Source organism: Pseudomonas sp. B21-019, from assembly GCF_024749225.1.
Taxonomy (GTDB): domain Bacteria; phylum Pseudomonadota; class Gammaproteobacteria; order Pseudomonadales; family Pseudomonadaceae; genus Aquipseudomonas.
Genome location: NZ_CP087193.1, coordinates 990,996 through 1,006,176 on the forward strand (window position 1 = coordinate 990,996; position 15,181 = coordinate 1,006,176).

The 15,181-nt window shown below is 59.6% G+C and carries 7 protein-coding genes; 5 read left to right on the forward strand and 2 right to left on the reverse strand.

The window, feature by feature from the left end:
- The first annotated feature begins 172 nt into the window (after positions 1 to 172).
- The 3 genes from LOY36_RS04360 to LOY36_RS04370 all read left to right on the forward strand — a co-directional run bounded on the left by LOY36_RS04360 (position 173) and on the right by LOY36_RS04370 (position 6,424).
- Positions 173 to 2,062 (forward strand): DUF1302 domain-containing protein, encoded by a 1,890-nt coding sequence (locus LOY36_RS04360; RefSeq protein WP_019651172.1) that lies wholly within the window; start codon positions 173 to 175, stop codon positions 2,060 to 2,062.
- Between the two features lie 28 nt (positions 2,063 to 2,090).
- Entirely contained in the window at positions 2,091 to 3,455 is a 1,365-nt protein-coding gene (locus LOY36_RS04365; protein WP_258672384.1) for a DUF1329 domain-containing protein, read from the forward strand.
- A 230-nt stretch (positions 3,456 to 3,685) separates the two neighbouring features.
- A complete protein-coding gene (locus LOY36_RS04370; RefSeq protein WP_019651174.1) occupies positions 3,686 to 6,424 on the forward strand; it encodes a LuxR C-terminal-related transcriptional regulator in 2,739 nt (912 codons plus the stop codon).
- A 113-nt stretch (positions 6,425 to 6,537) separates the two neighbouring features.
- Here LOY36_RS04370 and LOY36_RS04375 read toward each other — a convergent pair whose 3' ends face one another.
- On the reverse strand, positions 6,538 to 12,804 hold the full coding sequence (locus LOY36_RS04375; protein ID WP_258672386.1) for a M10 family metallopeptidase C-terminal domain-containing protein: 6,267 nt from the start codon (positions 12,802 to 12,804) through the stop codon (positions 6,538 to 6,540).
- Between the two features lie 202 nt (positions 12,805 to 13,006).
- Between LOY36_RS04375 and LOY36_RS04380 the strand changes: the two genes are divergently transcribed.
- The gene (locus LOY36_RS04380) at positions 13,007 to 13,651 is read left to right on the forward strand and encodes an MBL fold metallo-hydrolase (RefSeq protein ID WP_258672387.1); all 645 of its coding nucleotides are present in this window, start codon (positions 13,007 to 13,009) and stop codon (positions 13,649 to 13,651) included.
- A 104-nt stretch (positions 13,652 to 13,755) separates the two neighbouring features.
- Positions 13,756 to 14,487: an OmpA family lipoprotein gene (locus LOY36_RS04385; protein ID WP_007939811.1), complete on the forward strand. Its 732-nt coding sequence runs from the start codon at positions 13,756 to 13,758 to the stop codon at positions 14,485 to 14,487.
- Between the two features lie 150 nt (positions 14,488 to 14,637).
- On the opposite strand, the gene LOY36_RS04390 is transcribed toward LOY36_RS04385, so the two are convergent.
- Positions 14,638 to 15,072, reverse strand: coding sequence for a YhcB family protein (locus tag LOY36_RS04390; RefSeq protein WP_258672388.1), 435 nt, complete (start codon positions 15,070 to 15,072; stop codon positions 14,638 to 14,640).
- Positions 15,073 to 15,181: the final 109 nt, after the last annotated feature.

Below are 15,181 nucleotides of genomic sequence, written 5' to 3' on the forward strand. Positions count from 1 at the left end.
CAAGCACTACTACCTGCTGGCTATAGTCCGCTCAAGGATTTTTAAGAACGGAGCTCACGCAATAAACGGGGCGATGCAACTTTGGAGTGACTTCGGACCGCTTGGCTTCCGGTTACCCACAGCGTTTTTAAAAGTACTAAGCCATAACAATAATGCACATGGAGTAGCGTCGATGACATCAGTAAACCAGTTCTGGCGCCGGGCGAAACTGCCCCTGGCGGTCAGTCTTGCCTCTTCGCTCGCCGGGCCCGCATTCGGCGTCAGTTTCAACGTTGGTGAAATCGAAGGTCAATTCGACTCATCCCTGTCGATCGGAGCCAGTTGGTCTACTCAGAGTCCCAACAAAAACCTGATCGGCGTCAATAACGGGGGCCATGGCCTGTCCCAGACGTCCGATGACGGTCACGCCAACTTCAAGAGTGGCGAAACCTTCTCGAAGATCTTCAAGGGCATTCATGATCTTGAATTGAAATACGGCGACACCGGTGTCTTCGTCCGAGGCAAATACTGGTACGACTTCGAACTCAAGGATGAAAGCCGTGAGTTCAAGGACATCAGCGACAGCAACCGCAAGGAAGGCGCCAAATCCTCCGGCGGCGAGATCCTCGACGCCTTCGTCTACCACAACTACTCCATTGCCGATCAGCCGGGGTCCGTGCGCCTGGGCAAGCAGGTTGTGAGCTGGGGTGAAAGTACTTTCATCGGTGGTGGCATCAACTCGATCAACCCGATCGACGTGTCCGCGTTCCGTCGCCCAGGCGCCGAGGTCAAGGAAGGTCTGATTCCGGTCAACATGTTCTACGTGTCCCAGAGCCTCACCGACACTCTGTCGGCCGAAGCCTTCTATCAACTGGAATGGGACCAGACCGTCGTCGATAACTGCGGCACCTTTTTCTCCCAGCCCGACATCATTGCCGACGGTTGCGACAACAACCTGCGCGTGCTGAACAAGCGCTCGACCATTCCGGCCGCCGCTCTGCCGACACTGACCAGGCTGGGTGTCGACGTCAACCAAGAAGGTGTGCTGGTGCGCCGTGGCGCGGATCGCGATGCTCGGGACAGTGGCCAGTGGGGCGCGTCCCTCAAATACATGTTTGAGCCGCTGGATACCGAGTTCGGCGCCTACTTCATGAACTATCACAGCCGTGCGCCGATCTTCAGCGCCACGGGTGCTCCAGCGTCGGCCTATGCACGGGCAGCGGCCTTGCCGGGGGCGCTTCGGGCTCTTGCGCCATTGGTAGTCGCGGGTAACTCGAACTACTTCGTCGAATACCCGGAAGACATCCGCCTCTACGGCTTGAGCTTCTCCACTACCTTGCCTACCGGCACGGCGTGGAGCGGTGAGCTTAGCTACCGTCCGAACGCGCCGGTGCAGCTCAACTCCACCGACATTCTGTTCGCCGGCGTGCGTCCATTGGGCGGCGCCCTGACCAATGCTTCGCTGCTTAATGGTGTGCCGGGTCAGGACTTGCACGGCTATCGCCGCAAGGAAATCACCCAGTTCCAGACCACCCTGACGCACTTCTTCGATCAGGTCATGGGCGCCAGCCGTCTGACCCTGGTGGGCGAATTGGGCGTGACCCACGTCGGCGGCCTGGAAAGCAGCTCCGACGTCCGTTACGGCCGCGATCCGGTCTACGGGCCTGGTGAACTGCCGTCCACCGGTGGCCTCGATACCTGCTCGGCGATCCTCAACACCAGCACCATCAACGGTGCCGGCCCAGGTGCCGCTACCAATAACCGCAGCCGCAATTGCAACGACGACGGCTTCACTACGGCCACTTCGTGGGGTTATCGCGCCCGGGCCATTTGGGAATACCCCGACGTATTCGCCGGTGTGAACCTCAAGCCGAACGTGGCCTGGTCCCACGACGTGAGCGGTTACTCGCCAGGCCCTGGCGGCAACTTCGAGGAAGGTCGTAAAGCGGTAAGCCTGGGGCTCGATGCCGAATACCAGAACACCTACACCGCGAGCCTGGCGTACACCAACTTCTTTGACGGCAAGTACACCACCGTAGATGACCGCGACTTCGTTGCGCTCAGCTTCGGCGTGAACTTCTAAGCACTGCATTTTCAGGACGAACACATTTATGAAAATAACAAAGAGTCTGTTCCATGTTGGTGTTCTGGGGCTTTCGCTGCTGGCGACCGCTGTCATGGCGGCGGTCCCTGCGGCCGAAGCGGACAAGCTGGGCAAGAGCCTGACCCCGATGGGGGCCGAGATGGCAGGCAACGCCGACGGCTCGATCCCGGCCTGGAAACCGATGCCAAAAAACGCCGGTAGCGTGGACAGCAAGGGTTTTCTGTCTGATCCGTTCGCGAGTGAAAAACCGCTGTTCACCATCACCGCGCAGAACGTTGACCAGTACAAGGACAAGCTTGCGCCGGGCCAGTACGCGATGTTCAAGCGCTACCCGGAAACCTTCAAGATGCCGGTTTACCCGTCCCATCGCGGTGCCACCGTGCCGGATGACGTGTTTGCCTCCATCAAGAAGAACGCCACCAACACTAATCTGGTGTCCGGCGGTAACGGTCTGGAGAATTTCGAAACCGCGATCCCGTTCCCGATTCCGAAAAGTGGCGTTGAAGTCATCTGGAACCATATCACCCGTTATCGCGGCGGCAGTGTGACCCGTCTGATAACCCAGGCCACGCCGCAGGCGAACGGCTCGTTCAGCCTGGTGTACTTCGAGGACCAGTTCGTGTTCCGCGACAGGATGAAGGATTACGACCCGAAGAACCCGGGCAACATTCTGTTCTACTTCAAGCAGAAAGTGACCGCGCCGGCTCGTCTGGCCGGTGGTGTGCTGCTGGTGCACGAAACCCTCGACCAGGTTAAAGAGCCGCGTTCGGCGTGGGTCTACAACGCCGGGCAGCGCCGTGTGCGTCGTGCGCCGCAAGTGTCCTACGACGGGCCGGGTACCGCTGCCGATGGCCTGCGTACCTCCGACAACCTGGACATGTACAACGGTGCGCCGGATCGCTATGACTGGAAGCTCGAAGGTAAGAAAGAGATGTACATCGCCTCCGACAGCTACAAGCTCGATTCGCCACAGCTGAAGTACGCCGACATCATCAAGGCTGGTCACATCAACCAGGACCTGGCTCGCTATGAACTGCGCCGGGTCTGGCATGTGGTCGCGACACTGAAGGAAGGTCAGCGTCATATCTACGCCAAACGTGACTTCTATATCGACGAAGACACCTGGCAGGCGGCAGTGGTCGACCACTACGACGGTCGCGGGCAACTGTGGCGCGTCGCCGAGGCTCACTCCGAGAACTACTACGACAAGCAAGTGCCGTGGTACGCCCTCGAAACCCTGTACGACCTGCAATCGGGCCGCTACCTGGCACTGGGCATGAAGAACGAAGAGAAGTCGGCCTATAACTTCGGCTTCACCGCCAGCACCGCCGACTTCACTCCGGCCGCGTTGCGTCAGGAAGGCGTTCGCTAAAACGTTGTAACCCGAGGCCGCATCCTCGAAAAAGCGCCCCGACTGGTTCGGGGCGTTTTTTTGGGCAGTTCATAAAGATCGTTGTCCGGTGTGGTTGTCCGGTTTACCGACATTTTTGCTCGTAGTCTTTTTGTAGCCATTTGTAGCAATAACCTTCAATAGCTCTTCGTTTACCGCTAGGCTGCGGACATCTGTAACGCCGCCATCAGTATTTCAAACAAGAGCCGGCCATGACTGATCTGTCTCCACTTCCGGGCCCTGCAAGCGTTGCCGTCGCGGCACTGGACGGGCGCTTTTTCCGGCCCCCGCTGCCTGCCGGCCATGTGCTGCGGCCGCGTCTGTGCGAGCGCCTGAGTGCAGGTCTCGGTGGCAGGCTGTTGCTGGTCAGCGCGCCGGCAGGGTTCGGCAAGAGTTCATTGGCGGTGGAGTTTTGTCAGGGGTTGCCAGATCACTGGCAAAGCCTGTGGCTGGGCTTGAGTCTGCGGGACAGTGATCCCGGCCGTTTTCTTGAGCGCCTGCTCGAAGGTCTTCAGGACTACTTTCCACAACTGGGCAGCCAGGCGTTGGGGCTGCTGAAAATGCGCCAACGTCATCAACCGTTCGCTTTTGAAGAATGGCTGGACGGTTTGCTCGATGAACTGGCCGTGCACCTCTCACCCAACACGCCGCTGCTGTTGGTACTTGATGACTATCATCTGGCCCAGGGCCCGGTGCTCGATCGTTGTCTGCAGTTTTTCCTCAATCATTTACCCGATGGCCTGTTGGTCATGGTCACCAGTCGGCAGCGCCCGGACTGGCATCTGGCACGCCTGCGGCTGTCGCGGCAACTGCTCGAGTTGCATGAGCAGGATCTTCGGTTGACCCATGATGAAGCCCTGAGCCTGCTTGATCGACACAGCATTTCATTGCGTGGCGAGGCGCTGGAGAGTTTGATCCAGCGCAGCGAAGGCTGGGTGGCAGGGCTGCGCTTTTGGCTATTGGCGGCCTCCGAGGCGGGCAGTGAGGGGGCATTGCCCCAGTCGCTGTACGGCGGGGAAGGGCTGATTCGCGACTACCTGCTCGAAGAAGTCATCGATTGCCTGCCCGCCGAGGTGCAGTCATTCCTGTACGACACCGCGCCCCAGGAACGCTTTTGCAGTGAGCTGTGCGACGCTGTGCGCGAAGCCCATGACAGCGCCGAGATCCTGCGTTTCCTGCTGGCGCATCAGGTGTTTCTGGTGCCGTTGGACGAACACGGTCACTGGTATCGTTATCACCACCTTTTTTCCGATCTGCTGCGCAGCCGGCCCACCGCCCAGGCGATGGTGCCGACGGCCAGTCTGCACCTGCGCGCCTGCCGCTGGTTCAACGCCCAAGGGCTGCTCGATGAGGCGGTGGAGCAGGCGTTGCGCGCCGGGCATCTGGATGTCGCGGCGAATCTGGTGCAAAACCTTTCTGAAGAGCAACTGCTGGCCGAGCAGAACGTCGGCATGCTGCTGCGCTGGAAAATGGACTTGCCCGATAGTCTGTTAATCAGCACGCCACGGTTGATCGTGCTCTACAGCTGGGCATTGGGGCTGGCCTGTCAACTGGACGCCGCCGAGGAGCTGGCCAGTCACCTGAGCCGCTTCCTGCCGGCACCGTCGGCTACTGCGCAAAAATCCATGCTGGCGCAATGGCTGGCCCTGAGCGGGATCATTGCCCGGGGGCGAGGCAATCGCGAGCTGACCATGCTCTATTGCACCGAAGCGCTGGATAGCCTGCCGGCCAAACGGTATGGGCAGCGACTGATGTGCCTGTCGACATTGTCCAATCTGGCGATTGCCGACAGCGACCTCTGGCGTGCGAGGGGGTTGAATCGTGAGTCCCTTGAGCTGGCGCAACGGGTCGGCAATCCGTTGTTTGAAGCGCTGGCCCATTACGACCGCGCCCGCGTGCTGCAAGCGCGCGGGGAGATTCTGCGTTCGCTGGACGAAGTTCGCCAGGGGCTGCAGCGCCTGCAAGGTTTATCCCCACAACGGCTTTATGCGGTGCGCGCGCGCCTGACCTTGTACGAGGGTTTTTTGCTGGCGCTGCGCTTGCAACCCCAGGCTGCGCGGGTGCGATTGCAAGCAGGGCTGGGTGAAGCCCGGGCCTGTCGCGACATCAGCGTATTGATCGGCCACTGCGTGATTGCCCGGCTGGAGGGCAACATCGGCGAATTCGCGAAGGCCTTCGCCGAACTTGCCGAGGCCGAGCGCCTGATGCACATCTGGGATGTCCCGCCGATCTACTATCTGGCGATGATTACCCAGGTCAAATGTGAACTCTGGCTGGCCCAGGGCCGCACCGATCTGGCTGAAGCCTGGCTTGCGAGACTGGGCCAGACCTACAACGGCGAGCGCCCGGCTGCACCGCCGGAATTCCATCCGCAACTGCCGCTGCACATTGAGTTGCAACAGGCGGTGCTGGACATGATGAAGGGCCAGCTCATGCTCGCGGAGGGGCGCCTGGATGCGCTGCATGAACACGGTCAGCGCAGCGGCCGGCAGATGCTCAGCGTGATGGCACTGAGTCAGAAAGTCACACTGTTGTTGGCAGGCGGACGCGAGCCCGAGGCCCGCAAGGCCTTGGTCCAGGCTCTGGAAGCAGCCGCCGGAGGCGTCCTGCAACCGTTTGACCGATTGCTGGTCGAGCACCCGGACTGGCTGCGCGGGCAACTTCAACTCTGTGCGCCGGCGGCCGTTGCGCAAAACCTCTTGGAAAAGCTCCCAGTCATGGCTTCCCGTTCGGTGGTGGAGTCATCGCCAGTCGCCGAACAACTCAGTACACGTGAGTTGGCCGTTCTGCGACTGATCGCACTGGGGTGTTCGAATCAGGAAATCAGTGAGCAGTTGTTCATTTCGCTGCATACCGTTAAAACCCATGCCAGCCATATCAACAGCAAGCTGGGGGTCGAGCGGCGTACGCAGGCGGTGGCGCGGGCGAAGGAGTTGGGGGTGTTGGTTTAGCATCGCAAGAACAGTCCCCCACAAAAACGAAAACGCCCCGGACGAGTCGGGGCGTTTTCATTTGTACATTCCGGCCTGCATGACAGGCTGGAATTTACTTACGTGACGAATCGTCAGGCTACCAAATCGTTAGCACCGAAGGTATTGACACCCACCAGCTGGATTTCGAAGTCCGAGCCCAGGTCGCCATTGACGTTGCCATAGAGCACATGGTCGACGAAGCGCAGTTGTCCTGCACCGGTGAAGTCATTCGCGCCGATAAAGCTGAAGCCGTTGAAACCAGCACTCAGCAAATTGGCGTCGAACTTCGTCAGATCGATTTTATCGCCTTGCAGGCTATTGAAGTCGGTGATGACATCGCGATTGGCGCCTGTGCCCATTTCGTTCACAGCACTGAACACAAACTTGTCCGCACCCGCGCCGCCGGTGAGGATGTCGGCGCCGAGGCCACCGTCCAGGACGTTGTTATTGGCATTGCCGGTGAGGGTGTTGTTCAGGTCGTTGCCCTGCGCGGTAAAGGCTCCGGTACCGAGCAATAGCACGTTCTCGACGTTGTGCAGGTTGCTCAGGTTCAGGTCGACGGTGTTGGTCTGGGCCGTGGCGTTGTAGAGAACGTAGAGCGTATCGGTGCCTTCATTGGCGTTTTCCTGGATCAGGGCCAGCTCGCCAGCCTGATCGAGACCGTAGTCGTCGTTGCCCTTACCGCCGATCAGGGTATCAAGACCCGCGCCGCCAACGAGCTGGTTATTGCCATCGTTGCCGGTGATCACGTTGTCCAAAGCGTTGCCGATGCCATCGATGTTGGCCGCGCCGGTCAGTGCGAGGTTTTCCAGGTTGGCGCCCAGGGTGAAGGTCACCGAAGAACGCACAGTATCGATCTCGCTGGCCAGGGTGCTGGACTCGACGACCACGTCGCGGATGTTGTCGACGATGTAGGTGTCGTTACCGGTACCGCCAGCCAGGTAGTCGGCACCGATGCCGCCGTCCAGGATGTTGTCGCCGATGTAACCGTTGATCACGTTATTCAGGGCGTTGCCGGTGCCATTGAGGTTGGTACTGCCCACCAAGTTCAGGTTCTCGACGTTATTGCCCAGGGTGTAATCGATCAAGGAATAGACAGTGTCGATTTCGCTGGCCAGGGTGCTGGTCTCGACGACCACATCGCCGAGGTTATCGACGCTGTAGCTGTCGTTGCCGGCGCCGCCGATCATCAGGTCGGCACCGAGGCTGCCATCGAGGACGTTGTCAGCACTGTTGCCGGTCAGGGTGTTGTTCAGATCATTGCCGAGTACGGTAAAAGCGCCGGCGCCGAGCAACAGCACGTTTTCGACGTTGTGCAGGTTGCTCAGGTTCAGGTCGACCGTGCTGGGCAGGCCCGTGGCTTGGACAGTGGCGGCGTAGGTGATGTAAAGGGTATCGGTGCCTTCGTTGGCATTTTCCTGGACCAGGGCCAGCTCGCCGGCCTGATCGAGGCCGTAGTCGTCGTTGCCCTTGCCGCCGATCAGGGTGTCGAGACCGGCGCCGCCAACGAGCTGGTTGTTGCCATCGTTACCGGTGATCACGTTGTTTTGGGCATTGCCGATGCCATCGATGTTGGCCGAACCGGCCAGCGTGAGGTTTTCCAGGTTGGCGCCCAGCGTGAAGGTCACCGCAGAGCGCACGGTGTCGATTTCGCTGGCCAGGGTGCTGGTCTCGCTGATTACGTCGCCGAGGTTGTCGACGACGTAGGTGTCGTTGCCGGCGCCGCCGATCATCAGGTCGGCACCGAGGCCGCCATTGAGGACGTTGTCAGCACTGTTGCCGGTCAGGGTGTTGTTCAGGTCGTTGCCCAGCGCGGTAAAGGCGCCGGTGCCGAGCAACAGCACGTTCTCGACGTTCTGCAGGTTGCTCAGGTTCAGGTCGACGACATCAGTCTGTGCCGTGGCGTTGTAGATAACGTAGAGCGTATCGGTGCCTTCGTTGGCATTTTCCTGGACGAGGGCCAGTTCGCCGGCCTGATCGAGGCCGTAGTCGTCGTTGCCCTTGCCGCCGATCAGAGTGTCGAGACCGGCGCCGCCAACGAGTTGGTTGTTGCCATCGTTGCCGGTGATCACGTTGTCCGAAGCGTTGCCGATGCCATCGATGTTGGCCGCACCGGTCAGTGTGAGGTTTTCCAGGTTGGCGCCCAGGGTGAAGGTCACCGAAGAGCGCACGGTGTCGATTTCGCTGGCCAGGGTGCTGGTTTCCACAATCACGTCGCGGATGTTGTCGACGATGTAAGTGTCATTACCGGTACCGCCAGCCAGATAGTCGGCACCGATGCCACCGTCCAGAATGTTGTTGCCGGTATTGCCGATGATCACGTTGTTCAGGGCGTTGCCGGTGCCGTTGAGGTTGGCTGCGCCCAACAGTGTCAGGTTCTCGAGGTTACTGCCCAGGGTGTAATCGAGAGAGGACGAAACCGTATCGATTTCGCTGGCCAGGGCGCTGGTCTCGATGATCGCGTCGCCGAGGTTGTCGACGACGTAGGTGTCGTTGCCGGCGCCGCCGATCATCAGGTCGGCACCGAGGCCGCCATTGAGGACGTTGTCAGCACTGTTGCCGGTCAGGGTGTTGTTCAGGTCGTTGCCCAGCGCGGTAAAAGCGCCGGTGCCGAGCAACAGCACGTTCTCGACGTTCTGCAGGTTGCTCAGGTTCAGGTCGACGACATCAGCCTGTGCCGTGGCGTTGTAGAGAACGTAGAGCGTATCGGTGCCTTCGTTGATATTTTCCTGGACCAGGGCCAGCTCGCCGGCCTGATCGAGGCCGTAGTCGTCGTTGCCCTTGCCGCCGATCAGGGTGTCGAGACCGGCGCCGCCAACGAGCTGGTTGTTGCCATCGTTGCCGGTGATCACGTTGTTTTGGGCGTTGCCGATGCCATCGATGTTGGCCGCGCCGGTCAGCGTGAGGTTTTCCAGGTTGTTGCCCAGCGTGTAGCTCACCGAAGAGCGCACAGTATCGATCTCGCTGGCCAGGGTGCTGGACTCGACGACCACGTCGCGGATGTTGTCGACGATGTAGGTGTCGTTACCGGTACCGCCAGCCATGTAGTCGGCACCGATGCCGCCGTCCAGGATGTTGTTGCCGGTATTGCCGATGATCACGTTATTCAGGGCGTTGCCGGTGCCGTTGAGGTTGGCTGCGCCCAACAGTGTCAGGTTCTCCAGGTTACTGCCCAGGGTGTAATCGAGGGAGGATGAAACCGTGTCGATTTCGCTGGCCAGCGTGCTGGTTTCGTTGATTACGTCACCGAGGTTGTCGACGACGTAGGTGTCGTTGCCGGCGCCGCCGATCATCAGGTCGGCACCGAGGCCGCCATTGAGGACGTTATCAGCACTGTTGCCGGTCAGGGTGTTGTTCAGGCCGTTGCCCAGCGCGGTAAAAGCGCTGGTGCCGAGCAACAGCACGTTCTCGACGTTCTGCAGGTTGCTCAGGTTCAGGTCGACCGTACTGGTCTGTGCAGTGGCGGCGTAGGTGATGTAAAGGGTATCGGTGCCTTCGTTGGCATTTTCCTGGACCAGGGCCAGCTCGCCGGCCTGATCGAGGCCGTAGTCGTCGTTGCCCTTGCCGCCGATCAGGGTGTCGAGACCGGCGCCGCCAACGAGCTGGTTGTTGCCATCGTTACCGGTGATCACGTTGTTTTGGGCATTGCCGATGCCATCGATGTTGGCCGAACCGGTCAGCGTGAGGTTTTCCAGGTTGGCGCCCAGCGTGAAGGTCACCGCAGAGCGCACGGTGTCGATTTCGCTGGCCAGGGTGCTGGTCTCGCTGATTACGTCGCCGAGGTTGTCGACGACGTAGGTGTCGTTGCCGGCGCCGCCGATCATCAGGTCGGCACCGAGGCCGCCATTGAGGACGTTGTCAGCACTGTTGCCGGTCAGGGTGTTGTTCAGGTCGTTGCCCAGCGCGGTAAAAGCGCCGGTGCCGAGCAACAGCACGTTCTCGACGTTCTGCAGGTTGCTCAGGTTCAGGTCGACGACATCAGCCTGTGCCGTGGCGTTGTAGAGAACGTAGAGCGTATCGGTGCCTTCGTTGGCATTTTCCTGGACGAGGGCCAACTCGCCGGCCTGATCGAGGCCGTAGTCGTCGTTGCCCTTGCCACCGATCAGGGTGTCGAGACCGGCGCCGCCAACGAGCTGGTTGTTGCCATCGTTGCCGGTGATCACGTTGTCCGAAGCGTTGCCGATGCCATCGATGTTGGCCGCGCCGGTCAGCGTGAGGTTTTCCAGGTTGTTGCTCAGGGTGAAGGTCGCCGAAGAGCGCACGGTGTCGATCTCGCCGACGAGGGTGCTGGTTTCAACAATCACGTCGCGGGTGTCGTCGACGATGTAGGTGTCGTTACCGGTACCGCCGGCCAGGGTGTCGGCACCGATGCCGCCGTCCAGGATGTTGTTGCCGGTATTACCAATGATCACGTTGTTCAGGGCGTTGCCGGTGCCGTTGAGGTTGGCTGCGCCCAACAGTGTCAGGTTCTCCAGGTTACTGCCCAGGGTGTAATCGAGAGAGGACGAAACCGTATCGATTCCGCTGGCCAGGGCGCTGGTCTCGATGATCACGTCGCCGAGGTTGTCGACGACGTAGGTGTCGTTGCCGGCGCCGCCGATCATCAGGTCGGCACCGAGGCCGCCATTGAGGACGTTGTCAGCACTGTTGCCGGTCAGGGTGTTGTTCAGGTCGTTGCCGAGTACGGTAAAAGCGCCGGTGCCGAGCAACAGCACGTTCTCGACGTTATGCAGGTTGCTCAGGTTCAGGTCGACCGTGCTGGTCTGTGCCGTGGCGGCGTAGGTGATGTAAAGGGTATCGGTGCCTTCGTTGGCATTTTCCTGGACCAGGGCCAGCTCGCCGGCCTGATCGAGGCCGTAGTCGTCGTTGCCCTTGCCGCCGATCAGGGTGTCGAGACCGGCGCCGCCAACGAGTTGGTTGTTGCCATCGTTGCCGGTGATCACGTTGTTTTGGGCGTTGCCGATGCCATCGATGTTGGCCGCGCCGGTCAGCGTGAGGTTTTCCAGGTTGGCGCTCAGGGTGAAGGTCGCCGAAGAGCGCACAATGTCGATTTCGCTGGCCAGGGTGCTGGTTTCAACAATCACGTCGCGGATGTTGTCGACGATGTAGGTGTCATTACCGGTACCGCCAGCCATGTAGTCGGCACCGATGCCGCCGTCCAGAATGTTGTTGCCGTTATTGCCGGTGATCACGTTGTTCAGGGCGTTGCCGGTGCCGTTGAGGTTGGCGCCGTCCAGCAGTGTCAGGTTCTCGAGGTTACTGCCCAGGGTGTAATCGATGAAGGAGTAGACCGTGTCGATCTCCGAAATCGACGTGCTCCGCTCAATGACCACATCGCCGGTGTTGTCGACGACATAGTTGTCATTACCTGCACCGCCATCCATGGTATCCGCGCCGGCCATGCCGTTGAGTAAATTGCCCAGCGAGTTGCCAATCAGCGAGTCATCAAAAGCCGAGCCATAGGCGTTTTCAATCTTCGCGCCATAAGCAATCGCCAGCCCTTCATTGAAAGCATCGCCATTCGGGTCGGTGAACGCTTTGCCGATCTGGCTGAACTGACCTTCATTGAGGTTGATGCGCACTGCCGCCAACTGGTTGCTGGCGTCGATTGTGTCGTTCCCGCCGGCATCCCAGATGGTTTCGAACACCGACTGCGTGGGGGCCCACGAGTAAACGGTGTTCCCGGCCTGCCATTGGGTGTTGGCGCCATAAAGGCTTTGAATGGCGAGGATATCCAGCAGCATTGGGGTGGTGGGTTGGTACGAATAGGAGTCGTTGTAGCTCATGACCGTGAACCGCACGTCATCAAGCGATGGGTCCAGCACCAGCTTGTTGTCGGGGGTTGTGTCGAATGGATGCTTGAGACCCAGCGCATGACCGATTTCATGCACAAAGGTCAGGTAATCGAACGAGCCTTTGACGGGAGAAGGGTCATTGGTCGATGGGCCGATCCAGACGTCGCCACCCGCAGGGGTCGTGTCAGGGAAATAGGCCCAGGCGGCATACTTGCTGTCCATCCCGTAATAGCCGCCGAAGCGTAAGTCACCCACATTGACGACAGTTTCCTGAACGAGAGAGAACTGCACGTTGGCCACAGCGCTCCACCCCCCCAAGGCACTGGTGACAGCGCTTTGTTGTGCTCCAGTCAATGAGTAGCCGTTTTCATACTCATTCGATGGACTGTAGTCTCGGGCGAATAAGGAGCCCGTGCCAGCGAAGCTATAGGTCAGCATTGTTGGCGTGCCTTGCTCGTGCCAGCGCGGACCATACCAATGATCATCCGCGAGTAAGCTGTCGACGAACTTATTGCCGGTCATACTGGTAAACGAGGTAAACGAGTAGCTGAGAGGGCGTGGCATGGGACATTCCTAGATGAGGTCTGCGGCCCTTCCTGAGTGCGGCCGCTACAAAAAATACGATTTTGCATGAGAATCTATGAGTTTGATATCAAAAGGCCGCTACTTTTTATTTGGTGGCGTCAAATTGCTGACCTTGCGATCTGTATCGGCGAGTGACGTAGAATCGTGAAGCCGGAACTCCAGTGTTTGCTCAGGATTGCCCATGACCGTCATCGCTCCAACGCTCATCCGCGAAACCTTCCCCGTCGGCCCTTTGCAGTGCAACTGCACAATCATCGGCGACCCGATCACCAAAAAGGCCATCGTGGTCGACCCGGGCGGCAATCACGAGCTGATCCTCGCCCGTCTCGACGCCCTGGGCCTGAAGGTGGTCAGCATCATCCATACCCACGCACACCTCGATCACTTCCTGGCCTCCGGCCAGTTGAAGGAGAAAACCGGCGCGACCCTGCACCTGCATAAAGAAGATCAATTTCTCTGGGACAATCTGGAGATGCAGTGCCAGATGTTCGGTGTGCCTTACACCCCGGTGCCATCGCCGGATCGCTGGTTGGCCGATGATGAAGAGTTGGCGTGCGGGTGTGGCGTGGCGTTGCACACGCCGGGTCATACGCCAGGTTCCATGAGCTTTTGGTTTTCAGAGGCTAAGCTGCTGATTGCCGGTGACACGCTGTTCAAGCGTGGGGTAGGGCGCACGGATTTGTGGGGTGGTGATCAGGCAACACTCGTGCGATCGATCAAGCAGCGGTTGTATACCCTCGACGAAGAGGCAACCGTGGTGGCCGGGCATGGCCCGGACACCTGTCTGGGCGATGAAATGCGCGGTAACCCCTTTGTAAGAGCTTGAAGGGCTCTGACGGAATTTTTGTCATTGCCAGTGATCCAACGCCCGCAAAGGTTCATTGCTTAAGTCCGTTGCACCACAGAATGCAAAAAAGTAGGAGCTCCTCCATGTTCACCTCGCGTCGTTTGATCGTTGTCGCTACTGCAGTGGCTCTGTTGTCCGGTTGTGCATCGCCGAACCCTTATGACAACCAGGGGCAGGCCGATGGCAGCTCCACGGGCATGAGCAAAACCGCCAAATACGGTGGCCTTGGCGCCCTGGCCGGTGCGCTAGCCGGTGCTGCCATCAGTCACGATAACCGTGGCAAGGGCGCGCTGATTGGCGCCGCCGTGGTGGGTGCTTCTGCCGCCGGTTACGGTTACTACGCCGACCAGCAAGAGAAAAAGCTGCGCGCCAGCATGGCCAACACCGGGGTTGAGGTGCAGCGCCAGGGCGATCAGATCAAGCTGATCATGCCGGGCAACATCACGTTCGCCACCGATTCGGCGAACATTGCCTCAAGCTTCTACCAGCCGCTGAACAACCTGGCGGGCTCGCTCAAGGAGTTCAACCAGAACCAGATCGAGATCGTCGGCTACACCGACAGCACCGGCAGCCGCCAGCACAACATGGACCTGTCCCAGCGTCGCGCCCAGAGCGTGGCGACCTACCTGACTTCCCAGGGTGTCAGCGGCGCCAACCTGTCGGCACGTGGTGCCGGGCCGGATAACCCGATTGCCAGCAACGGTGATACCAATGGCCGGGCACAGAACCGCCGCGTCGAGGTCAACCTGAAGGCGATTCCGGGCCAGCAATACGGCGGCCAGCAACAGCAAGGCACTGTTCAGCAGTACCCATGAGAGGCTGACCTCTCCCTGAAATGAAAATGCCCGATCCTTAAAGGATCGGGCATTTTTTGTGCCGCTTGTTCAGGCGATGAAAACTTCAGAATAAAAAAAGCCCTCGGACAATCACTCGTCCGAGGGCTTTTTGTGGTGCGCGAAACCTGATTACTTCTTCAGGCCGTAATGCTCATCGAGCATGCCCGGCGCGTTCGGGGCTTTGGGAGCGTAATCGCGAGGCGGTTCCTGATTGCGCGGCGGCGTCAGGCGTTCCCGTGGAGCCTGCACCGCGTCGGCGTGCAGGGCAGCCAGCAAGCGTTGGCGAGTCTGCTCGTCCAGGGCCAGACGGTTGGCGCCCTCGGCGAGATGATCCTGCACTTCCTGATAGCTCTGAGTCAGTTTCTTGACCAGGTTTGCAGTGCTGTTGAAGTGGGTGACCACCTCGTTCTGATAACTGTCGAAACGTTCCTGAATGTCATCCAGCTGACGTTGTGTGCTGCTCGGAGCGGCATTCGGCACCAGGCGAGCGATCAGGAATCCAATGGCGACACCCACAACCAGGGCAAGAGTCGGCAACAACCAAACTAAGAGCGAGTGTTCCACGAGTCCTTCCTCTATAAACGGCTTTGCTTTACGTTAACGGCTCGAACCTGCGCTGTATACCGCGATTCACTCGCAATAGATTGGCACAGACAATTTGCTAGACGAGTCG